This is a genomic window from Rhodospirillales bacterium (genome assembly GCA_016710335.1).
Lineage (GTDB): Bacteria > Pseudomonadota > Alphaproteobacteria > Rhodospirillales > Defluviicoccaceae > JADJXQ01.
The window spans coordinates 1-21,366 of the sequence record JADJXQ010000025.1 but is presented as its reverse complement, the minus strand read 5'-3'; the positions used below and the strand labels follow the sequence as shown (position 1 = coordinate 21,366).

The following is a 21,366-nucleotide window of genomic DNA, read 5'->3' as shown; positions in this document are numbered from 1 at the left end:
CTCCCTTACGTCCGCGAAGCGGTGCGGCTGTCGGCATGGTGGGCGTCGACGCCGGCATCCAGCGCCTTCAGGGCGTTGACGACGAGGCCCATCCGGCTAGCCGCCGAGCCCTTGACCGCGACCACGTCGCCGGAGTGCACGCAGGCAGAGACCAGCGGCGCCAGGGCAGCCGCATCGGGCGCGTGTCCGCCCCGCATCTCCGACGGGAGAGCGTCAAACAGGTGGATCATCTCGCTGCCAGCGGGTGAAGACCAGGTCGAACCTCGTGCGCGGGCAGCGGGTCGACCAGGGCGGGATGCAGCGCCGCGGGCCGTCGCCCAGTTCCAGCATGTCGCCCAGCACCGCGATGCGACGGCCGGTTGATCCGGGGCGCATGCTGCCGAGCACGTCGAGCGCCGCCACCATGGAGACCGGCGAAGCGTTGTAGCTGTCGTCGATCAGGGTGAAGGCGCCGGTCTCCACTCGAATGATGAAGCGCTGGCCGCGGCCTTTGGATGGCGTGAATGCCGCCAGCGCCCGGGCCGCGGCGCGCACGTCGCCGCCGGCGGCGGCCACTGCGGCAAGGACGCAGAGACTGTTGCCGACCCAGTGCCGCCCCGGCACGTTCAACCGGTACTCCACGGTTTCGCCGGCGATCCGGGCAACCACCGACGACCCTGCCGAGTCGGTCAGTTCCTCGATCGCGCAAACCCCGGCGTCCGGATGACGGCCGAAAGAGATTACCGCCGCCACTCCCGCTGCGCCGGCCGCCTGTGCGAGACGCGCGAACTGGTCGTTGTCCCGGTTGAGCACCGCCGCCCCGCCCGGCTCAACGCCGACGAAGATCTCCGCCTTGGCATCGGCGATGGCCTCGATCGAGGAGAAGTGCGCCCGGTGGACCGCCTCGATGGTCGTAATGGCGGCGACGTGCGGGCGTACCAGCAGCGCCAGCGGCGTGATCTCTCCCGGATGGTTCATGCCGAGTTCGAACACCGCGAACCGCGCCTCGCGCGGCAGACGGGCGAGGCTGAGCGGCACGCCCCAATGGTTGTTGAGGCTGCCTTCGCTGGCCGCGGTGGTCGCCTGGGCCGACAACGCGATGCGGGTCGCCTCCTTGACTCCGGTCTTGCCGACGCTGCCGGTTATCGCGATGACCCGTGCCCGGCTCCGCGAGCGCGCGGCGCGGGCGAGGGCGCACAACCCCTCCAGCGTGTCGTCGACGAACAGCAGCGGCGCGTCGCCGGCCACGTCGCCGGGACGACGAGCGACCATGGCCGCCGCCGCACCCTTGTCGAGCGCCTCGGCCACAAAGTCGTGCCCGTCGAAGTTCGGACCGCCGAGCGCGATGAACAGGTCCCCCCGCTCCACCGTGCGGCTGTCGATGGAGACGCCGGTAGCCCGCCAGGCGCCGTCGCTGCGACCGGAAACGGCCGCAACCGCCTCCGCGGCGGTCCACAATGGCTGCGGAAGAGTCTTCATGCTTGCCTCCCGGCGGCCGCGCAGCGAACCGCCGCGGCATCATCGAACGGCAGGACGCGGTCGCCGACTATCTGGCCGGTCTCGTGTCCTTTGCCGGCGATCAGGAGCACGTCGCCCGTACCCAGCATGGCGACCGCGGCGGCGATGGCTTCGGCGCGGTCGCCGATCTCCGTCGCGCTCGGACAGCCGGCCAGGATGGCGCGACGGATGGCGGCGGAGTCTTCGCCGCGTGGATTGTCGTCGGTGACGATGACGTGGTCTGCGAGGACCGCGGCGATCCGCCCCATCTCCGGTCGCTTGCCCGCGTCGCGGTCGCCGCCGCAGCCGAACACGACGATCAGGCGACCGGCGGCGTGCGGACGCAGCGCCGCCAGCGCCGCCGCCAGGGCATCCGGCGTGTGGGCGTAATCCACATAAACGCGCGCGCCGCTGTCGAGTCGCGCTGCCAGCTCCAGGCGTCCACGCACCCCCTGCAGCGCCATCAGTGCCTGGACCGTCACCTCGGCCGGAACCCGGGTCGCCATCGCGAGGGCGGCTGCACATAGCGCGTTGGATGCCTGAAAGACGCCGACCAGAGGCACTGACACGCAGTGTGTCTTGCCTTCGACGACCAGTTCGAGCCGCTGACCCTCGGCCGCCGGCGTGATAGCCGTCAGACGCACGTCCCGTCCGGCATGCCCGTAGGTCATGACCGCGATTCCGCGCGGCTCGGCGGCGGCGATCATTTCCGCACCGGCGGCATCGTCGGCGTTGACCACACAGCTGCCGCCGGCGTCTACAAGCTCCGCGAACAGACGCCGCTTGGCGTCGAGATAATCCGCCATTGAGCCGTGATAGTCGAGGTGTTCGCGGGTGAGGTTGGTGAACGCCGCCGCCGCGATGCGCACCCCGTCGAGCCGGTGCTGGGAGAGCCCGTGGCTCGACGCCTCCAGCGCCAGATGATCGACGCCGGCGTCGGCGAGTTCGGCGAGGGTCGCGTGCAACTCGACCGGATCGGGGGTGGTTAGGCTGCCGGAGCGCGCGGCGTCCGGCGCCTGAACGCCGAGCGTGCCGACGCTGGCGGCCGCGCGGCCGGCATGCGTCCAGATCTGGCGCAGGAAACTGACGACGGAGGTCTTGCCGTTGGTGCCGGTGACGGCGGCGACGACATCCGGCTGCCGACCGTAGAAGCGGCTTGCCAGCAGCGCGAGGCGGCGCCGTGGGTTGGCGTCAACGATCACCGCGACGGACTCCCGCCGCTCGAAGTCGGGCGCCCGCGTGAGCACCGCGGCGGCGCCGCGGGCGATAGATTCGGAGATGAAGGCAGTGCCGTCGGTCCGGCCACCCGGCAATGCCGCGAACAGGTAGCCCGGCTTGACCTGCCGTGAGTCGCTGGTCAAACCCGTAATGTGGCTTCGTTTGCTCTCCGTCGTACCCGTCACCTCGACATCGAATCCATTCAGCAAGTCAGTGAGCCGCACCGGGTCGTCCCCGCGCCTGGGCCATCGCCTGCCGGAGGAACGCGGTCATCGGGGCGTCGCCCCGCAGCACCGCGGGGATGATGCGGTGTTCGCCCCGCTCCCGCGCCTTGATCTCCTCGATGTCCGCCATCACCGGCTCGACCCCGAGGATCGGCGCGATGCGGTCCGCGATGCGGCCGACCGCCGGCGCCGCGACCCAACCGCCGGTCGCGTAACCGTAGGTCTCTCGGGTGCCTTTCGGTTCGTCGACCACCGCCACCACCACGTAGCGCGGATGATCGATCGGGAAGGCCCCGACGAAGGAAACCAGCTTGGCGCTACGGTTATAGCGGCCGCCGATCAGCTTCTCCGCCGTGCCCGTCTTGCCGCCGACGCGGAGCCCGGGAACGTCCGCTTTGGTGCCGGTGCCGCGCATGACCGCGAGCCGCATCATCGCCCGCATCCGCTCCGAGGTGCGCGCAGACAGAACCTGTTCGCCCAACGGACGCGGCGCCTCGCGGCGGACGATGGTCGGGCGGTGCTGAACGCCGCCATTGACCACGGTCGCCACGCTGGAGGCGACCTGCAGCGGGCTCACCGCGATGCCATGTCCGAAACCGATCGTCATCGTGTTCACGTCACGCCACTGTCCGGGCTGCAAGGGCTTGCCCACCTCCGGTAGTTCGATGCCCGGCGCCGTGAGCAGACCAAGTTGTTGCAAGTACTTGCGCTGGAGGCCCGCTCCGACGTCAAGCGCCATCTGGGCGGCGCCGATATTCGATGAATGAACAAGGATTTCCGGTACCGAGAGCCACCGATTTTCCGGATGGAAGTCCCGAATCGTATGGCGCGAAATTCGAATCGGGCGGCTGGCGTCATAGCCGCTCTCAAGCGTTACGGTGCCGCTGTCGAGCGCCATCGCCGCCGTGAACAATTTGAACGTGGAGCCCATTTCGTAGACGCCCTGGGTGGCGCGGTTGAAGCGCAGCTCCTCGTCGCCGGAGGCCGGATCGTTGGGGTCGAAGTCCGGCAGCGACACCATCGCCAGGACCTCTCCGTTCTCCGCATCGAGCACCACGCCGGCGGCGCCGACGGCGCGGAAGGTTTTGATCGTCCGCATCAATTCCTGGTGCAGGATGCTCTGGACACCGACGTCGACGGAGAGGGTGACCGGCAGATCCGCCGCAAGTTCGGCGTCGAACGCACTTTCGGCGCCGGCGACGCCGCGAGCGGCACGGTTCGTGAAGCCGACGAGGTGGGACACCATCGAGCCGTGCGGATAGACGCGGCGCGCCTCGATGCGGAAGCCGAGACCAGGAAGACCGAGCCAGTTGACGGCGTGTTGTTCCTCCGGCGTGATATTGCGGCGGATCCAGACGAAACGACAATCTCGCGACAGCCGGTTGAGCAAGACGGTGCGATCAAGGTCCGGGAACACCTGCATGAGCCGCCGGGCGGTCTCGATGGGGTCCAGGACCTCCGAGGGATCGGCGTATAACGAGGGTGTCGGCAGGCTGGTGGCGAGAAGGACACCGTTGCGGTCGAAGATGTCGCCGCGGCCCGCCACCCAGGCGCTGCCGCCAGCGGCGGCCCGCTCCGTGCCGCCGCCAATGGCTGCCAGCGTCACCAATCTCCCGCCGATCACCAGAAACGCCAACAGGAAGAATATCCCGGCGACGACCAGCCGATTGCGTGCGACGTCCAGAGTTCGCGAATAGGCGCCTTCCAGCCGCACGGTGCGGCGAACCGCGGTGCCGCGGGCGGTTTCCAGACTGCCCTTGTGCTGAAGACCGCTCATGGCTCGGCACTCCAGCGGGACGCCGTCGACGGGACGTTGATGGGCCCGGATTTCAGCGCAGAGGCGATCCCGGCTTGTGTCGGCGGCGTCGGCCACGGCAGGGAAGCGAACGATCCAAGCTGTTCGGGCGCCAACGGCTGCAGATCCAGGTGCGACTTGGCGAGACCGCGAAGCCGGTCGGGGTTGTTGAGGTACGCCCATTCGGCGCGGAGCACGTGGATGCTGCGGCGCTCGTTGGCGATGTCCTGGTCGAGTTGCGCCAACTCCTCTTCCACGTCCTGGACCTCGTATTTGACGCCGAACAGGACAAGCGCCAGCCCTATGGCGAGCACCATGAACAACAGGGTCGTCTGTCGGAAGAAACCGGCGTTCATGCCGCTCTCCTGTCTGCTGATGGCTGGACTGCTGCCCGCTGGTCCGTTGTTCGCCGGTCGTGCGTCGACCGGTCGTCGCTGCTTTGACGATCCGTCGGCAAGGCTTCCGTGCGCCCGCCTTCCGATGAAGAGGGCCACGCAGGCGCCGCAGTGCGTTCCGCAACGCGCATGCGGGCTGAACGCGCGCGAGGGTTGGCGGCGATCTCCGCGGCCGTCGGGCGGAGCGCACGGCGGTGCACGAGTCGCAGGCTGGGAGCGCTGCCCTCTGCGGAGCCGTCCGGATGATGGCGGGAGGCGCGCGGGGCGACACCGCTGCGGGTGCGCATGAACATCTTGACGCGGCGGTCTTCAAGCGAGTGATAGGCGACGACGCCCAGCCGCCCGCCAGGCGCGAGCAGGTGCTCGGCGGCAAGCAGCCCCCGATCCAGTTCCCCGAGTTCGTCGTTGACGTAGATGCGGAGCGCCTGGAAGGTGCGGGTCGCCGCGTCGATCCCGGTCGGCGGGCCAGCGAGCACCCGATGCACGATCGCCGCAAGCTGCCCGGTCCGGATGATCGGCGCCGTTTCCCGCGCCTCGACGATGGCGCGGGCGATGCGCCGCGCCGAGCGCTCTTCCCCGTAGCTGCGGAGGATGCGTGCGAGATCCTGCGCCGAGGCAGTGTTGACCACGTCGCCGGCGCTGACGGCGACGGACGGGTCCATCCGCATGTCGAGCGGACCGTCAAGGCGGAACGAGAAGCCGCGCTCGGGCGTCTCCAGTTGCTGCGATGACATGCCCAGATCGAAGATGATGCCGTCCACCCGATCGATCCCCGCCGTGCCAAGACCATTTGCGAGGTCGCCGAACGATCCGGGCAGCACGGTCAGCCGGCCCGCGTAACGGCGGCACAGCACATCCGCTCGGGCCACCGCATCGGGATCGCGGTCGATGCCCCAAACTCGGCACGCCGCCGCGTCGAGCAGCGCCCTCGTGTAGCCGCCGCCGCCGAAGGTGGCGTCCACGTACACGCCATCGGCGCGCGGAGCCATACCGTCCAGCATCTCCGCCAGCATCACCGGGACATGCGGGGGAACAGGAGGGCGCACATCGGGGGGCACATTGGAGCCGAGGTCGCTCACGGGGCGACCTCCTGTGGCGTGCGCAGCTTGAGGGTGGCGCCGGTGGTGCGGGCCCGCTCGAAGGCGAGCGCCCGGTGCTCCTTGTAAAGGGTCGGTTCCCAGATCAGGAAGCTCTTGGAGCGGCCAACAATCAATGCTTCTTTGTCAAGATGAGCATGGCTGATCAGTTCCTTCGGCAGCGTAATGCGGCCCTCCGGATCGAACGGCAAAGGATGCGCGCTTTCCAAAAGGATAGACGTCAAATCGTCGCGCGCGTCCGAAAACATATCAAGATTGTCAATCCTGTCCGTCAATTGTTGCATGAAGGATTCGCCGCAAAGCTCGATGGCTGCTGCTTTGAAATGCGGGAATGCGTAGACGCCTGCGAAGTCGGAGTTCTGGACAGACAGCGAGTCGCGGAAAGCCTTCGGCACGGATATTCGCCCTTTAGCGTCGATCTTGTTGACGAATCGCCCGATCAGCAGAGCCATGACGGCTCCTCACGTCCCCGCTGCATCTCGCCCACCCAACGCCGGCGGGACGCGCACGTTTTCGAAGCATTCCCTGATACCAAATGGGATACCATGGGATGCAATGGTGGTCAATGGGAGATATTGGATTCACTTCCTCTACAAAGTTTTGAAGAGCGGCTGTTAACAGGTCGGCATGAATGGCGTTCTGAAGCTCCTGAAACAAACCCGGGAATTCAAGGAGCGAACATCTTGCCGCGGCGCCGCCTTGTCTCAACAACGACGCCTTCGCAACCCGCCCGTTATTTGTTCGTCAAATGTTCCATTTTGCCGGTCACGGTCGCGGCGCCGGTCGTTTCTGAAGTTGCCGTTCGGGAGATGGCGCCAGACGGCCTGTAAGCCGGGTTCTGTACCCGCACTGCGAGCAGGCGACGGCCATTCATCTGGGACGCCCGTCTCCGGGCGCCTCGCGCGACCGACCCGGACGGCGGCGCGAAAACTCCGCCTGCCGGCGTTGCCGCCGGCGTGCCGTCCCTACTTGGTCTTGCTCCCGGTGGGGTTTACCGTGCCGTCTCCGTTGCCGGAGCCGCGGTGCGCTCTTACCGCACCCTTTCACCCTTGCCCGGTGCGCCTGCCGAAGGCGACGAGGTCGCCGCCTGCGGCCCTGGCGGGCGTGCAGGCCGGACCGGGCGGTTTGCTTTCTGTGGCACTTTCCCTGGGGTCGCCCCCGCCGGGCGTTACCCGGCACCGTGTTTCCGTGGAGCCCGGACTTTCCTCCCCCGGCGCCGCGTCGCCGCAGCGCCGAAGGCGGCCATCCGGCCGTCTGGCGGGAAAGAGACTAGAGCAGATGGGGAAAAACGGCAACGGACGCAGACCGCCACCCCCGGCAGTGGTATAGTGCTCCGGTGCGCGCACCCGCAACCCGCGAAGACCCCGACAATGAACGCTTCCGACAAGCTCGTCCCTCTGACGTCGCGAGGCGGGCTGGAACTGTGGCACCGTACCCTGGTGAGTTCCGTCCGCAGCAACCTCCCCGACTTGTCCGTCCGGCAGATGGCCATCCTGCTCACCGTCTATCTCACCCCGCCGCCGCACACGGTGCGCGGACTGGCGTCCGCCCTTGGGATCTCGAAGGCCGCCGTGACCCGCGGGCTCAACCGCCTGGCGGCGCTCGACTTCGTGCGGCGAAAGGTCGACGACGACGACCGTCGCAGCATCAACGTCCAGCGGACCGTCCGCGGCTCGGTCTTTCTCCACGACTACGGCGAGATGATCGCGGCCCACGGGGACGGGCGCGCGGTGCCGTAGCGGGAACGGAGCGGGGCACGATCCGGCGCCGAAGCCGCGCGGCGCCGGATCGTAACGCCGCCGCTCGTTGCAAACCGTCGTCTTTGCGGGCATCTTCGGCCAAGGTGCGGGGCGATCCAGGGGTCGGCATCCGGCGCCATGCGGATTGCCATGTCGGCTCCGCCTCCTCGCGATGACGGCCCATGACGGGATAGGCGAACTGCGACATGCCCCGGTCCATCAAGCCGGAAGACCTCCCCGGCCTGCTCCGCCCCGGCATGACGGTGTATGCGCCGGGGCTGGAGGGCGAATCGGCGCTCGTCGTCGACGCCCTCAAGGCGACGCCGGACGCCGCCGCCGGCGTCCGTTTCACCGGCGTCTGGCTCCCGGGCCACAATTGCACCGACTATGCCGGACTCCATCCGGAGGCGCGGTCGACGGCGTTCTTCGTCGGCCCCGAGTTGCGTGACTCATTCGCGGCCGGCAGGGTCGGCTATGTGCCCGTGTCGTACGTCGGCATCTACACGCATCTTCGGGACAGGGAGGTCGTCGACCTCGCCCTCCTGCATGTCTCCCCGCCGGATGACGCGGGGCGGGTCAGCCTCGGGATCGCCAACGACTTTGCGCCGGCGATCCTTGACATGGCCGGCGCTACCGTCGCCCACGTCAACCCGCTGATGCCGCGGACCCGCGGCACCACTTTGGCTTACGCCAAGCTGGACTACGTGATAGAGGCCCCCTGCGCGCTCGCCGGCCGCGCCGCCGCGGTCGACCCGGTGTTCGCCGCCATCGGCGGTCACCTCGCGTCGCTCATCCACGACGGCGACACCGTGGAGGTCGGCATCGGCGGCGTGCAGGGCGTGCTGTCGGCGTTCGCCGACAAGCGCAACCTCGCTATCCATGCCGGAGCACTGACCGACGCGGTACTGCCGCTGGTGCAGGCGGGCGCCATCGCCGAGCGGGACGACGCCATCACCACCGGCATCGCGTGGGGCTCCGACGCCCTCTACCGGTTCGTGCGCGACGATCCCCGCGTCCGCTTCGCGCCGGTTGGCTGGACCCACGCCATCGGCACCCTCGCCGGCATCGACCGCTTCACCGCCATCAACGCGGCGATCGAGGTGGATCTGCTCGGCCAGGTCAACGCCGAAATGATCGGCGGCCGCCAGATCTCCAGCGCCGGCGGCATCACCGACTTCATGCGCGGGGCCCGCCTGTCGAAGGGGGGTTTTTCCGTCGTTGCCTTGCCGGCCACAGCCAGGCGCGGCACGGTGTCCCGGGTCGTGCCGCAACTGGAGTCGGGCACCGCGGTGAGCGTCGCGCGGGGAGACGTGGACCTGGTCGCCACCGAACATGGCATCGCCGACCTCCGCGGCCTGTCGGTTGACGCCCGCGCCGAGGCCCTCATTGCCATCGCCGCCCCGACGTTCCGCGGCGACCTTGCCGCGGCTTGGCACCTGCGCCGCTCCGCCATGTAGGCGGCGCCTCCCCCGTTCTGCATCAGTGGGGCTATTGGGTCTCGCTGAGGACCTCGACGCGGACGCTCATCTCCTCGATGCCGCCGCCCCTGCGGACGCCGCGCACCGGCGACGCGCCATCATAGTCGAGAGCCACGGCAAGGCGCACGTAGCTTTCCGTCGCGGAACAGCCGTTGGTCGGGTCGAACGACACCCAGCCCAGATCGTCCACATAGGATTCGGCCCAGGCATGGCTGGCGACGGTGCCCCGGGAGGCTCCGTCGTCGTAGAGATAGCCGCTGACGTAGCGCGCCGGCACGCCGAGAGAACGGCAGCAGGCGATGAACAGGTGCGCAAAATCCTGGCAGACGCCGTGTCCGTTGTCGATGCACTCCGCAGCCGTGCTGGCGACGTCGCTGAGACCCGGCCGATAATCGAGCGTGCCGTTGACCGACAGCATCAGTGCGTGCAGCCCCGCGATCATCCCCTCGTCGTCGATGCGCTCGCGGAACGGCTCCGCCAAGGCGCGGATGCTGTCGCCGAGCGTCGTGAACCTGGTCTGGCGCAGGAACATCAGCGGCGGCAAGCCGTCATCGGAAGAGACGATGCCGGCCGTGTCGACGGTTTCGACCTCGCCGCGCACGACCACCGCCACCTCGTCGTGTTGACCCGCCTGTACCGAAATGTGGGCGATGTTGCCGAAGCCGTCGATCCAGCTCCGCAACTTGCCCGGCGTCGACAGGCGCCAGTTGCGCACATGCTGGCACGGATCCGGTCGCGGCGTCAGCCGCAGGTACTGGATGCTGTGCTGCGCCGACGACTGAAACCGGTAGTGGGTTTCATGAATGATGTTCAACCTCATGGGACGAGCATGAACTCCTTGCCGATTAGACCATCCAGTTCGCTGTTGCGGCGAACGAACTCGTTCAGGTAACGGGGCAGACCCGATCGCAGGATGCCGTCGATGCGGCTAACCTCCATGCGCGTGTAGATCTGACGGGCGAGGCGGGTGCAGTCGGCATTGCCCCGCATATCGTCGAGGATCGAAAGGGTTTCCCCTGCGCATGCAAACAGCGAGCGCGGCATGTCGCGCCGCAGGACCAGCAACTCGGCCACCCGCCGCGGGTCGATGATGACCGAATAGACCTCCCGGTAGGCCTTGAACGCGCTGAACGCTCGCAGCAGCGCGCCCCATCGGTAGTAGTCTTCGGCGGCGACCGGCCGCGACGCGCCGGGCGTCAGCAGGCCCCACTTGAGCGACAGGAACCGGGCGGTATTGTCGGCCCGCTCGATGAAGGTGCCGAGCCGCGAAAACGTGAACGCCTCGCCGCGGCGCATGGTGCCGAACACGGCGCCCCGGTAGAGATGCGAGCGCTCCCTCACCCAGTCGAAGAACTCCTGAAATCCGCGGTCCAGCAACTTGGCGTAGTTGAGAGATTCCAGCTCGTAGTAGGTCTGGTTGATGGCCTCCCACACCTCGGTGGTCAACTCGTTGCGGGTCGCGTGCGCGTTCTCCCGCGCCTGGCGAATGCTGGAGCGAATGCTGCCGGGGTTATCCGTGTCGAGCGCCATGAAGTCGATAACGGTGGCGGCGGTCACCGCATCGTGGCGCGCGGCGAACGAGGAAGGGTCGGGGCAGAGTGCCAGAGGCGCCTCCCAGTGCCGTGTGCCGTTGCCGTCGCCGGGCGGCAGCAGCGACATGTGGTAGGTGCTCGCCAGCAGCCGCGACAGGTTTTCGGCACGCTCCACATGGCGCGCCAGCCAGTAGACGTTGTTCGCCGTGCGCCCCAGCATACGCTCCTCCTACTGCTCCAGAACCCAGGTGTCCTTGGTGCCGCCGCCCTGGGACGAGTTGACGACCAGCGAGCCCTTGCGCAACGCGACGCGGGTCAGCGCCCCCGGCACCACCGTCGTCGTCTCCCCGGTCAGCACATACGGCCTGAGATCCACGTGACGCGGCTCGATGCTCCCGTTGATCAGCGTCGGGCAGGTGGACAGCGCGAGGGTCGGCTGGGCGATGAATGCCTCCGGCTCCGCGAGGATCTTGGCGCGGAATGCATCCCGCTGTTCTGCAGTGCTTGCCGGCCCGATCAGCATGCCGTAACCGCCCGCGCCGGCCACCTCCTTCACCACCAGCTCCTGCAGATGCTCGAGCACGTAGGCCCGTTCGTCGGGGTTGCGGAGGCTGAATGTGGTGACGTTCTTGAGGATCGGCTTCTCGCCGAGATAGAACTCGATCATCTTCGGCACGTAGACGTAGATGGCCTTGTCGTCGGCGATGCCGGTGCCGATGGAGTTGGCGATGGCTACGCCGCCGGTGCGAACGACAGACAGCAACCCCGGGACCCCGAGGACGGAATCCGTCCGAAACGCCAGCGGATCCACGAAGTCGTCGTCGATCCGCCGGTAGATGACATCGACCCGCTTCAACCCCTCGGTGGTGCGCATGGACGCGGCCGTCGTCGACGACGAGATCGACGCCCTGCACCAACTCAACCCCCATCTCGCGAGCCAGAAAGGCGTGCTCGAAGTAGGCGCTGTTGTAGTGCCCGGGAGTCAGTACCACCACCGACGGATCGACCACGCCCGGCGGCGCCACCGCCTTGAGGGTGCGCAGCAGCACTTCCGGGTAGTGGTTGACGGGCGCCACTGCCTGGCGGGCGAACAGGTCTGGAAACAACCGCATCATGGTGCCGCGGTTCTCCAGCATGTAGGAGACGCCGGACGGCACGCGGGCGTTGTCTTCGAGGACGTGGAACTCGTCCGGGCCGACGCGGACCACGTCGATGCCGGCGACGTGTACGTGCACGCCCCGCGGCAGGTCCAGCCCCAGCGCCTCCGGGCGGAACGCCGGATTGTCCAGAACCAGGCTCGCCGGCACGACGCCGGATTTCAGGATCTCCTGCTCATGATAAATGTCGTGAAGAAAGGCATTGAGCGCCTGCACGCGCTGACAGGCGCCGGCGGCGACGACCGCCCACTCTTCTGCGGCCAGAATGCGCGGGATGATGTCGAACGGGATCAGCCGTTCGCCGCCGTCGACGTCGCCGCTGAGGGCGAAGGTGATGCCGAGGCGGCGGAACAACGCATCGGCGCGCTGGTGCTTTTCGGCGAGGCGATCGAACGGCATGTCCCGGAGCCACGTCTCGTAGCCCCTGTAAGCCGCGCGCACCTCGCCATCGAACCCGCGCATTTCGTCGAAGACATCGCTCACGCTTATCGACACGCGTCCGCACCTCTGGAAGTCTTGGCTCGTTCTTCGGGCTCGTTCTCCGGGCTCGTGCTCCGGTCCGTCCGGAAAGCGGAGCAATCCCCGTGCCACCCGCCCAGTCGCCGCCATACCGGCGGCGGTCAAGGTGGTCAGGCCGTGTGTCCGCTAAGATTCGGAGTCTTCCCCCGCCGTTGGAAGGCAAGGATCAGCGTTCGCAAGCCTTGCCTCGATCATACAGATGCACGCCGCTTGCGCAAGCCATGGCGTGTGCATGAAAAATAGGCAAGTGACCGATAACCGTTGTGCTCGATCGCCACGCTTGATCCTTGCGGTTCACGCTCTATGGTTAACGAAAAGACGGGCGAGCCGGAGTGCCTGCCCTGTAAAGATGTCGTCGCTGGCCGATCCGGCACATTCGCGACAACCGAGGGAGAGAAACGAATGACCCATTCCAGGACAATGATCGCACGGCGCTCTGTACTGATGCTGCTCGCAGCGGCGGTCGCTGCGACGGCGGGCGTCACCCCCCTCCGTGCGCAGGAGGAACGCTCCTATATCATGGGGACGGCGACCACCGGCGGCACCTACTACCCGGTCGGCGTCGCGCTCGCCACGCTGATCAAGGTGAAGCTACAGCCGACCGAGAACATCTCGATATCGGCGATCACCTCCGCCGGGTCGGGCGAGAACATCAAGCTGATGCGGGAGGACCAGGCCCAGTTCGCCATTCTCCAGGGCCTCTACGGCGCCTGGGCATGGAACGGCACCGGCCAGGTCAAGGCCGAGGGGCCGCAGAAGAACCTGCGCTCGGTGACCATGCTGTGGCAGAACGTCGAGCACTTCGTGGTTCGCGCCGGCAACGTCAAGAGCGGCGACATGTCGGACATGAACAACCTCAAGGGCAGCAAGTTCTCGATCGGCCAACGCAATTCCGGGACGGAAGGCTCGGGGCGGACGATCCTGGAAGGGATCGGCATCAATCCCGAAGCATTCGATCTCGCCTACCTGGGCTACGGACCAAGCGCCGAGGCGCTGCAGAACGGCACCATCGAGGGCGCCAACATCCCGGCCGGCGTGCCGGTCTCGGCGATCGCCCAGGCGGCGGCGGCGCTCGGCAGCGGCATGCGGGTCCTCGACTTCACCGACGAGCAGGTGAATCAGGTCAACGAAGAGGCGGGGCTGGAGTTGTGGACCCGCTACGAAATCCCGGCGGAGACCTATCCCGGCCAGTCCAAGCCCATCATGACCATCGCCCAGCCGAACTTCCTGGCGGTTCGCGCCGACGTGGATGAGGAGGCGGTCTACAAGATCACCAAGGCGATCTACGAGAATCTCGCTTTTCTGCAGGGGATCCACAACGCGACAAAAGTCATGGCGATCGAGAAGGCCATCGCGGGCCTGCCGTTCCCGCTGCATCCGGGCGCCGCGAAATACTACCAGGAGCAGGGCGTCAACATTCCGGAGAAGCTGATGCCGCCGAAGTAACGGACCGGCTGCCCCGTCGCTGCTGGGGAGGATGGCGTCATGGCGGATGAACGCGCGGATCTCGACAAGGAGATTGGCGAGACGCAGGCGGTGGTGCGCGGCGAGCATACCGTCGCCGGCCGCATCGTGTTCTGGGCGGGGATCGCCACATCCCTCGCCCACCTCTATTTCAACACTCTCGGCACTCTCTCCGAGCTGTGGACCTCGGCCATCCACTTCGGCACTTTCGGCTTCCTGTGCGCCCTCTCCTTCCCGCTGATCGCGACGCGGAAGCCGGGATTGCAGCGGGCGCTGCTGCCGGTCGACTTCGTGATCGGACTGCTGGCGTTGCTGTCCGTGGTCTATCTCATCTGGAACGAGCAGGCACTGTTCGAACGCGGCGTCACCTTCCTGTGGCGCGACTGGATGGTCTCCATCCTCGGCATCGTGCTCGCCATCGAGTTCACCCGCCGCACCACCGGCTGGCTGATTCCGGTGCTGATCATCATTTCGCTCACGTATGTCGCCTGGTGGGGGCGCTATGTCGGCGGCGTCTTCCAGTTTCCGGGGCTGACGGTCGAGACGGTGCTGTTCCGTAATTTCTTCGGCACCGACGGCATGTTCGGCACCATCGCCCGCATTTCTTCCACCTACGTGTTCATGTTCATTCTATTCGGCGCGTTCCTGGTGCGCTCCGGCGCCGGCGACTTCATCATTAACCTGGCGCGGAGCGTGGCCGGCCGTTTCGTCGGCGGTCCCGGCCTGGTAGCCGTAATCGGCTCCGGGCTGATGGGCTCGATCTCCGGCTCGGCCGTCGCCAACACCGTCTCCACCGGCGTCATCACCATCCCGCTCATGAAGAAAGCCGGCTACAAGGCCCGCTTCGCCGCCGGCGTCGAAGCGTCGGCGTCGACCGGCGGCCAGTTGATGCCGCCGGTGATGGGCGCCGGCGCCTTCATCATGGCGAGCTACACCGGTATTCCCTACCTCACCATCATCGCCGTCGCCGCCCTGCCGGCGCTGATGTACTTTCTGTCCGTCGCGTTCTGGGTGCGCATCGAAGCCAAGCGCAAGGCCATCGGCGGCATGGAGGAAGACGACAACCCGCGCTTCCTCGACGTTATAAGGGACGGCGGCCACTCGCTGATCCCCATCGCGGTGCTGATCGCGCTGCTGATCTACGGGTTTACCCCGACCTATGCCGCCGGTTTCAGCATCGTCTCCGTCGTCATCGCGTCGTGGCTGTCGCCCCAACGGATGGGCCCGTGGGCGATCCTCGAGGCTTTGGCGCTAGGCGCCCGCAACATGATCAGCGTGGCGGTGCTGCTGGTGGCGGTCGGGCTGATCGTCAACGTCATCGGCACCACCGGCATCGGCAACACGTTCTCGCTGATGGTCACCGATTGGGCCGGCGGCAGCCTGATCATTACCCTGGTGCTGGTCGCGCTCGCCTCCCTGGTGCTCGGCATGGGGCTGCCGGTAACGGCGGCCTACATCGTCCTCGGCACCCTCTCCGCCCCGGCCATCTACGAGTTGATCGTCCAGAGCCATCTGATCGAAGCGGTGGCGTCCGGCGCGGTGCCCGAGGCGGCGCGGGCGGTGCTGATGCTGATCGATCCGCAAGCCGCCGGCGCGCTGGGGACGCCGATGGCGCCCGACCATGCGGCGGCGCTGATCGACAAGATCCCGCCGGACATGAAGGGCATGGTCATCCAGCAGACCCTCGACGCGGCGCTGCTCACCACCGCGCTCCTGTCGGCGCACATGATCATTTTCTGGCTGTCCCAGGACAGCAACGTGACGCCGCCGGTGTGCCTTACTGCCTTCGCCGCGGCCGCCATCGCCGGCACCCCGGCCATGGCCACCGGGCTTACCGCCTGGAAGATCGCCAAGGGCCTCTACATCGTGCCGCTGCTGTTCGCCTACACGCCGTTCCTGTCCGGCGACGTGATCGCGGCGCTGACCATTTTCGTGTTCGGCACCGCCGGCATCTACGCGCTGACCGCGGCCCTGCAGGGCTATGCGGAGGCGCCGCTCGGCTGGGTGATGCGCATCCTGTTCGCAGCGCTCGGCGTCGTGTTGCTGTGGCCGCTGGGCCTGTGGATCCACCTCGCCGGCGCGGCCGTTTTCGTGCTGCTGATGCTGCTCAATCTGAAGCTGGCCGGGCGGGGACGTCCTGCAACGCCGAGGCTGAGCTAACTGCGTGCGGCGGCCTTCGGCAGCCACGTCTTGACCACGACCGGCCGGCCGTTCTGGGTGCACATCACGGTCGGGCGGACAATCTTGTCGGCGCTCGGCGGCCCGTCGGCAGCGGCGAACGCGGCGACCATCGCCGCCAGCGGGATCTCGGCCCGGTGCCCGCGTCGGCGGGCTTCGTGGAACGCCGGCGTTTCCTTGATCAACCGCGCCAGCGCGTCTGCGGACTGATGCCCGAAGCGGCGCCACACGCCGCGCAACACCGCCTCCGCCGCCGCAGGCAGAAATCGCGACGACTCCAGGTGCGGCCGCCCCTTGGCGAACGCCGCGAACACGTTGGGTTCGATCGGGCCGAGGGCGTCGGCGACGAACACCGCCGGCATCAGCGGGCGCCCCTCGTGCAGGACGGCGTAATACGCCTGCGCCAGAAACAACAGGCGCTGCAGCTTCTGAGGCTGCAGATGCTCGCCGGTTTCAAGCGCCGCGTCGACGAACCACAGTGCGATATCGAACGCGGATTCTACCGCTGCAGGCATGTCTTACCCTTCCTGATCTTTCCCTTCCGGACGCTCGACGGCGCGCAAGACGCCCTCGCCTTCCCGCTAAAGCAGGCTCCTCGCCGATCCGCTTCGCACCTCGATCTCGCGAGCGGGAGAGGATCGGGATGAGGGCCGGACCGCTTGCCGAGATAGGATGGCGACGATACGGTCTTATGGTTGACGAACGGTAAATGCAGCAGGCCATGGCCGAAGGACCCGCAAGCGAGCAACCCGCGCCCAGGCGCAGTGTCCTCCGCCGCGCCGGCATCGCCGCGCTGCTTGTCGCCGTGGCCGTAACGGCTCTTGCGGCCGCGGCGGTGGCGTTCCGCCGCGACCTCGCGGCCGTGGCCATCCGCCGTGGCCTGGCTGACGCGGGCGTGGCGCCGGCGGCGCTGGCCGTGCAGGAGGCGGACCTGCAGCGCCTGGTGGTGACGGACCTTCGCATCGGGCAGGATCGCGGGATCGCCGTCCGCCGCCTCGGGCTCGCCTCGACCCCGGGCGCGTTGCTGGAGCAGCGGATCGACCGGATCGACGTGCAGGGTCTCGATGCCACGATTCGTTTGAGCGGGGATGGCGCCGTCATTGAGGGACTCGAGGCTCTTCCGCCGGCAGACGATGTGAACGGCAGCGGCGGCTGGACGGTCGCGGCGATCGCGATCGAGGACGCAGCCGTCACCGTCGAGGGCCCGGTCGGCGCCCGGCTCAACATCGACGGCGAAGTGTTTGCGCGCGAGGACACCGACGGGTACCGCGGCGCGGTGCAGTTCAACGGCGTCGTCCAGATTCCCGCCGACGACAAGGCCGAGATCAGCGGCAGTCTCGACTTCACGACCTCGGCGTCGCAGGTCAACGGCACCCTAGCCGTCAGCGCCCGACTCGGCGCCGCCGATGAGCGCGTGCAGGCCGATGTTTCCGGAGCCTGGGATCGCGACACCGGTATCGGCGAGGCCAAGGTCACGCTGCAACCCGTCCGCTTTGCGCCCGGCAGGCTGCAGCCGCAGGTCCTTGCGCCATCGCTCGCGCTGCCGGTCACCGACGTGAACGGCCGGGTGGCGGCGAGCGGCCGGCTGACCTGGAACGGCCAGCGGCTGCGACCGGATCTGCGGATCCGGCTCGATACCGTCTCGATGCAGGCATTCGGCGCGCGCCTGCAGGACATCGACGGCGCCATCCGCATCACCGGCTTCGCCCCGCTGCAGGCGTCGTCCATGCAGGCGATCACCATCGGCCGCATCGAGGCGGGCGTGCCGATCACCGACGTCCAGCTTCGCTTCGACCTCGACGACGGCCGGCGACTCCACATCACGCGCGCCGCGGCAGATCTTCTCGGCGGCCGCGTGGATCAGGCCGACGGGTGGATGGACCTGGAGGGCCCAACGTACCGCGGCGCCCTCGACGTCGCCGGATTGGACCTGCAGGCCTTGCTGGATCTGGCGGAATTGGAAGCGGCGACGGCGACCGGCGAGGTCAGCGGTCGCATCCCCATCTTGTTCGAGGATGGCGCGCTCGGCATCGACGGCGGCGTGCTGGCGACCGAGCAGCCGGGGGTGCTGCGCTACACGCCTGGCGCGTCGCCGGCCGCGCTGCAGCCACAGGGGCAGGGTCAGGGGCTCGGCCTTGCCCTGCAGGCGCTGGAGAACTTCCACTACGAGTCCCTGCAGATCAAAGTCGACGGCGGCTCCGGTCGCGGCTGGACCAGCAGCGTCAGTATCTCTGGCAAGAACCCGGATTTCATGGAAGGATATCCGTTCGTGTTCAACATCAATCTGAGCGGCGATCTCGATCGGGTCGTGTTGAGCGGGCTATTGGGCGTGACGCTCCCGGACCGGATCCAGGACAGGCTAAACCAGAGATGACCGACGCACGAAACCAAGCGCTGATGATCCTGGTGCTGCTGGGCTCGGCATGTACGCCGCGGGTCGCGCTGGAAGCGCCGAAGGAGCCGATCACCATCAACATGAACGTCAAGATCGAGCACGAGGTGCGGGTCAAGGTCGACCGGGAACTGGAAGACCTGATCAGCAAGAATCCGGAGTTGTTCTGATGACGGCAACGCCTTGGACGATGATGACACGGGCCAGGAGGACACGGGCCAGGACTTGCTGCAGGTGTCTGCGGCACAGGATGTTGGGTCTGGCGGTGGGCCGGTCGTTGCCGCGGTGGCCGTCGCAGCGTGCTGCTTCGGCCCTCCGGTTCACGCCCAGAGCGTCGATCAAGCCAAGGCCGCCGGTCAGGTGGTCGAGCGCTCCGACGGCATGCTGGCCGCCTGCCCGGGAACCCCGGCGGCCATCTCCGCGCTGGTGGAACGCATCAACGCGGCGCGGTTGAAGCACTACCGGGGCATCGCCGACAAGACTCCCGACGCGACCGTGACCCAGGTCCAGGCGCTGGCCGGCGTCAAGCTGCAGCGCACCGCACCCGGCGGCTGCAAGTGACGGGCGAGTGCGTAAGCGGGTCTCCCTCGTATGAACGAGCAGACGCGGACGTTGGCGCAGGCGTTGGGGTGGCTGAACGACGGGCATAAGGTCGCCGTGGCCACCGTCGTCGACACCTGGGGGTCGTCTCCCTGCCCTGCAGGAAGCCTGCTCGCCATCCGCGATGACGGGCGCTTCGAGGGCTCCGTCTCCGGCGGCTGCATCGAGGGGTCGGTGGTGTCGGAGGCACTGGCAGTGTTGGACGAGGGGCGGCCGCGCCTCGTGGAGTACGGCATTCCCGATGATCGCGCCTGGGAGGTCGGGCTGGCCTGCGGCGGGCGCCTCAGCGTGTTCGTCGAGGCTGCAGCGGAGCCGGCGATGGTCCGGGCGCTCGTCGACAACCCGCCGCTGGCGCTGGTGACCGATCTCGACAGCGGACGGCACGCGCTGGTCGACGCCGCCGGCGTTTCGGGCGATCTGACGCTCGCACCGGAAATGGTGGAAGACGCGCGAGCCGCCTTGGCGCAGGACCGAAGCCTCCGTCTCGGGGCGAACGACCGCAACCTGTTCGCGACCGTTTTCAGCCACCGGTCGCGGATGATCATAGTCGGCGCCGTCCACATCGCCCAGGCCCTGGCGCCGATGGCGGCGCTTGCCGGGTTCGCCGTTACGGTGGTCGATCCGCGCCTGAGCTTCGCCTCACCGGAGCGCTTCGCAGGATTCACCCTCTCTCACGAGTGGCCCGACGAGGCGCTGGCCGCCATCGGCGTCGACGGCCAGACCGCCGTCGTGACCCTGTCGCACGACCCCAAGCTGGACGATCCGGCCCTGCAGGCGGCGCTCCGTTCGCCGGCCTTCTACGTGGGCGCGCTCGGCAGCCGTAAGACCCAGGCGAGCCGCCGGGAGCGGCTCCGCGGGCTCGGCTTCGGCGATGACGACCTCGCCCGCATCCACGGCCCCATCGGCCTCGACCTGGGCGGCCGCCGGGCGGGCGAGATTGCCGTCGCCATCCTCGCCCAAATCATCGCCGCCCGCTACGGCAAGGCGCCCGAGGGGCTCCGCTCTCAGATGTAGTACTCCGTCATGGGCGCAAAGCCATTGAAGCGCTGGGCGGCGTAGACCGAGGTGTAGGCGCCGGCCGACAAAAGCTCCACCCGGTCGCCGCTTCTGAGCTTCAGCGGCAGGGTGTAGGGCGTCTTTTCGTAGAGGATGTCGGCGCCGTCACAGGTCGGCCCGGCGATCGCCACCGGCCCCTCCGCCCCGCCGTCATGGGGGGTGCGTATCGGGTAGTGAATGGCTTCATCCATGGTCTCGGCAAGGCCGCCGAACTTGCCGACGTCGAAGTACACCCAGCGCCGGGGGTCGTCGTAGCGCTTGCGAGAGACCAGCACCACCTCGGTGCGGATCACGCCCGCCTCGGCGGGCGATCGAGCGCCCGGGCTCGATGATCATATCCGGCATGCGGTTGCCGAAATGGCGGGCCATGGCCAGCATGACGGCATCGGCGAAATCCTCCACCGGCGGCAGATCGTCGCCGCGGTAGCGGGCCGGGAAGCCGCCGCCGAGGTTGAGCATGCGGAGTTCCAAGCCCGCGTCGCGGAGGTCCGAGAACACCATGGCGGCGCGGCCGATGGCCACATCCCATACCGCCGGGTCGGTCTGCTGCGAGCCCACGTGGAAAGAGATGCCGTAGGGGTCCAGCCCCATGTCGGCGGCCTGCATCATCAGGTCGCGGGCCATGTCGAGTTCGCACCCGAACTTCGGGGGCTGAGCGGGCCAACGGGCGCCGTCGCTGGCAGTCAGGATGCGACAGTAGACCCGGGCGCCAGGGGCCTCGGCCGCCAGCTTCTGCAGTTCGGCGGTGCTGTCGAAGGCATAGAGGCGGACGCCACGATCATAGGCGTGGGCGATGTCTCGGCGCTTCTTGACGGTGTTGCCGAAGGAAATGCGCGCCGGCTGGCCGCCGGCCTCCAGGCAGCGGTCGACCTCCCACGCACTCGCCGCGTCGAACGAAGAGCCGAGCCCGGCCAGGAGTTCGAGCACCGGCAGGGCCGGATTGGCCTTTACGGCATAGTAGATGTCCGCCCGCGGCAGCGCGCGGCGGAGCTTCCGGTAATTGTCGGCGACGACGTCCACGTCCACCACCAGGCATGGGGTGTCCG

The 21,366-nt window shown here is 67.9% G+C and carries 16 protein-coding genes, 1 other RNA gene and 3 pseudogenes; 8 read left to right on the top strand and 12 right to left on the bottom strand.

Going from position 1 to position 21,366, the window contains the following annotated elements; all coding sequences use genetic code 11:
• Positions 1-5: 5 nt before the first annotated feature.
• The 7 genes and pseudogenes from IPM60_17075 to rnpB all read right to left on the bottom strand — a co-directional run bounded on the left by IPM60_17075 (position 6) and on the right by rnpB (position 7,463).
• Positions 6-1,458 (bottom strand): annotated as a pseudogene (locus IPM60_17075) (UDP-N-acetylmuramoylalanyl-D-glutamyl-2,6-diaminopimelate--D-alanyl-D-alanine ligase).
• The gene (locus IPM60_17070) at positions 1,455-2,918 is read right to left on the bottom strand and encodes a UDP-N-acetylmuramoyl-L-alanyl-D-glutamate--2,6-diaminopimelate ligase (GenBank protein ID MBK8909512.1); all 1,464 of its coding nucleotides are present in this window, start codon (positions 2,916-2,918) and stop codon (positions 1,455-1,457) included. The pseudogene IPM60_17075 and the gene IPM60_17070 overlap by 4 nt, the downstream one beginning before the upstream one ends.
• Entirely contained in the window at positions 2,905-4,695 is a 1,791-nt protein-coding gene (locus IPM60_17065) for a penicillin-binding protein 2 (GenBank protein ID MBK8909511.1), read from the bottom strand. Before IPM60_17065 ends, IPM60_17070 begins: the two co-directional genes overlap by 14 nt.
• On the bottom strand, positions 4,692-5,069 hold the full coding sequence (locus IPM60_17060; GenBank protein MBK8909510.1) for a cell division protein FtsL: 378 nt from the start codon (positions 5,067-5,069) through the stop codon (positions 4,692-4,694). Before IPM60_17060 ends, IPM60_17065 begins: the two co-directional genes overlap by 4 nt.
• Positions 5,066-6,121, bottom strand: coding sequence for a 16S rRNA (cytosine(1402)-N(4))-methyltransferase RsmH (gene rsmH / locus IPM60_17055; protein MBK8909509.1), 1,056 nt, complete (start codon positions 6,119-6,121; stop codon positions 5,066-5,068). Before rsmH ends, IPM60_17060 begins: the two co-directional genes overlap by 4 nt.
• A 62-nt stretch (positions 6,122-6,183) precedes the next feature.
• Entirely contained in the window at positions 6,184-6,657 is a 474-nt protein-coding gene (locus IPM60_17050; protein MBK8909508.1) for a division/cell wall cluster transcriptional repressor MraZ, read from the bottom strand.
• Positions 6,658-7,016: 359 nt separating this feature from the next.
• An RNA gene (gene rnpB, locus IPM60_17045) (RNase P RNA component class A) lies at positions 7,017-7,463 on the bottom strand.
• Between the two features lie 112 nt (positions 7,464-7,575).
• Here rnpB and IPM60_17040 point away from each other — a divergent pair.
• Complete coding sequence (locus IPM60_17040) at positions 7,576-7,944, top strand: MarR family transcriptional regulator (protein ID MBK8909507.1); 369 nt, start codon at positions 7,576-7,578, stop codon at positions 7,942-7,944.
• A 206-nt stretch (positions 7,945-8,150) separates the two neighbouring features.
• Positions 8,151-9,401 carry an acetyl-CoA hydrolase gene (locus IPM60_17035; GenBank protein ID MBK8909506.1) on the top strand — a complete coding sequence of 417 codons (1,251 nt, stop codon included), beginning with the start codon at positions 8,151-8,153 and terminating at the stop codon, positions 9,399-9,401.
• A gap of 31 nt (positions 9,402-9,432) precedes the next feature.
• On the opposite strand, the gene IPM60_17030 is transcribed toward IPM60_17035, so the two are convergent.
• The 3 genes and pseudogenes from IPM60_17030 to IPM60_17020 form a co-directional block, all read right to left on the bottom strand.
• Complete coding sequence (locus tag IPM60_17030; GenBank protein MBK8909505.1) at positions 9,433-10,242, bottom strand: transglutaminase family protein; 810 nt, start codon at positions 10,240-10,242, stop codon at positions 9,433-9,435.
• A complete protein-coding gene (locus IPM60_17025) occupies positions 10,239-11,174 on the bottom strand; it encodes an alpha-E domain-containing protein (protein MBK8909504.1) in 936 nt (311 codons plus the stop codon). The genes IPM60_17030 and IPM60_17025 overlap by 4 nt, the downstream gene beginning before the upstream one ends.
• Before the next feature lie 9 nt (positions 11,175-11,183).
• Positions 11,184-12,573 (bottom strand): annotated as a pseudogene (locus tag IPM60_17020) (circularly permuted type 2 ATP-grasp protein).
• Between the two features lie 477 nt (positions 12,574-13,050).
• Here IPM60_17020 and IPM60_17015 point away from each other — a divergent pair.
• A complete protein-coding gene (locus IPM60_17015) occupies positions 13,051-14,076 on the top strand; it encodes a TAXI family TRAP transporter solute-binding subunit (GenBank protein MBK8909503.1) in 1,026 nt (341 codons plus the stop codon).
• Between the two features lie 39 nt (positions 14,077-14,115).
• On the top strand, positions 14,116-16,254 hold the full coding sequence (locus IPM60_17010; protein ID MBK8909502.1) for a TRAP transporter permease: 2,139 nt from the start codon (positions 14,116-14,118) through the stop codon (positions 16,252-16,254).
• On the opposite strand, the gene IPM60_17005 is transcribed toward IPM60_17010, so the two are convergent.
• A complete protein-coding gene (locus tag IPM60_17005; protein MBK8909501.1) occupies positions 16,251-16,787 on the bottom strand; it encodes a hypothetical protein in 537 nt (178 codons plus the stop codon). The genes IPM60_17010 and IPM60_17005 overlap by 4 nt on opposite strands.
• 206 nt (positions 16,788-16,993) lie before the next feature.
• Between IPM60_17005 and IPM60_17000 the strand changes: the two genes are divergently transcribed.
• From IPM60_17000 to IPM60_16985, 4 genes are read left to right on the top strand one after another with little or no spacing between them, the layout of a single operon-like run.
• On the top strand, positions 16,994-18,646 hold the full coding sequence (locus tag IPM60_17000) for a YdbH domain-containing protein (GenBank protein MBK8909500.1): 1,653 nt from the start codon (positions 16,994-16,996) through the stop codon (positions 18,644-18,646).
• Entirely contained in the window at positions 18,643-18,834 is a 192-nt protein-coding gene (locus IPM60_16995; protein ID MBK8909499.1) for a YnbE family lipoprotein, read from the top strand. Before IPM60_17000 ends, IPM60_16995 begins: the two co-directional genes overlap by 4 nt.
• 13 nt (positions 18,835-18,847) lie before the next feature.
• Positions 18,848-19,225 (top strand): DUF1318 domain-containing protein, encoded by a 378-nt coding sequence (locus tag IPM60_16990; protein MBK8909498.1) that lies wholly within the window; start codon positions 18,848-18,850, stop codon positions 19,223-19,225.
• Between the two features lie 30 nt (positions 19,226-19,255).
• Positions 19,256-20,278, top strand: coding sequence for an XdhC family protein (locus tag IPM60_16985; protein MBK8909497.1), 1,023 nt, complete (start codon positions 19,256-19,258; stop codon positions 20,276-20,278).
• Here IPM60_16985 and IPM60_16980 read toward each other — a convergent pair.
• A pseudogene (locus IPM60_16980) lies at positions 20,269-21,340 on the bottom strand (type III PLP-dependent enzyme). The gene IPM60_16985 and the pseudogene IPM60_16980 sit on opposite strands and share 10 nt — an antisense overlap.
• Positions 21,341-21,366: the final 26 nt, after the last annotated feature.

What these genes read in the sequence shown, in the direction of transcription:
- IPM60_17065 (MBK8909511.1), bottom strand. Translation starts at nt 4,695, where the DNA reads ATGAGCGGTCTTCAGCACAAGGGCAGTCTGGAAACCGCCCGCGGCACC.
- IPM60_17060 (MBK8909510.1), bottom strand. Translation starts at nt 5,069, where the DNA reads ATGAACGCCGGTTTCTTCCGACAGACGACCCTGTTGTTCATGGTGCTC.
- rsmH (MBK8909509.1), bottom strand. Translation starts at nt 6,121, where the DNA reads ATGCTGGCGGAGATGCTGGACGGTATGGCTCCGCGCGCCGATGGCGTG.
- IPM60_17050 (MBK8909508.1), bottom strand. Translation starts at nt 6,657, where the DNA reads ATGGCTCTGCTGATCGGGCGATTCGTCAACAAGATCGACGCTAAAGGG.
- IPM60_17040 (MBK8909507.1), top strand. Translation starts at nt 7,576, where the DNA reads ATGAACGCTTCCGACAAGCTCGTCCCTCTGACGTCGCGAGGCGGGCTG.
- IPM60_17035 (MBK8909506.1), top strand. Translation starts at nt 8,151, where the DNA reads ATGCCCCGGTCCATCAAGCCGGAAGACCTCCCCGGCCTGCTCCGCCCC.
- IPM60_17030 (MBK8909505.1), bottom strand. Translation starts at nt 10,242, where the DNA reads ATGAGGTTGAACATCATTCATGAAACCCACTACCGGTTTCAGTCGTCG.
- IPM60_17025 (MBK8909504.1), bottom strand. Translation starts at nt 11,174, where the DNA reads ATGCTGGGGCGCACGGCGAACAACGTCTACTGGCTGGCGCGCCATGTG.
- IPM60_17015 (MBK8909503.1), top strand. Translation starts at nt 13,051, where the DNA reads ATGATCGCACGGCGCTCTGTACTGATGCTGCTCGCAGCGGCGGTCGCT.
- IPM60_17010 (MBK8909502.1), top strand. Translation starts at nt 14,116, where the DNA reads ATGGCGGATGAACGCGCGGATCTCGACAAGGAGATTGGCGAGACGCAG.
- IPM60_17005 (MBK8909501.1), bottom strand. Translation starts at nt 16,787, where the DNA reads ATGCCTGCAGCGGTAGAATCCGCGTTCGATATCGCACTGTGGTTCGTC.
- IPM60_17000 (MBK8909500.1), top strand. Translation starts at nt 16,994, where the DNA reads ATGGCCGAAGGACCCGCAAGCGAGCAACCCGCGCCCAGGCGCAGTGTC.
- IPM60_16995 (MBK8909499.1), top strand. Translation starts at nt 18,643, where the DNA reads ATGACCGACGCACGAAACCAAGCGCTGATGATCCTGGTGCTGCTGGGC.
- IPM60_16985 (MBK8909497.1), top strand. Translation starts at nt 19,256, where the DNA reads ATGAACGAGCAGACGCGGACGTTGGCGCAGGCGTTGGGGTGGCTGAAC.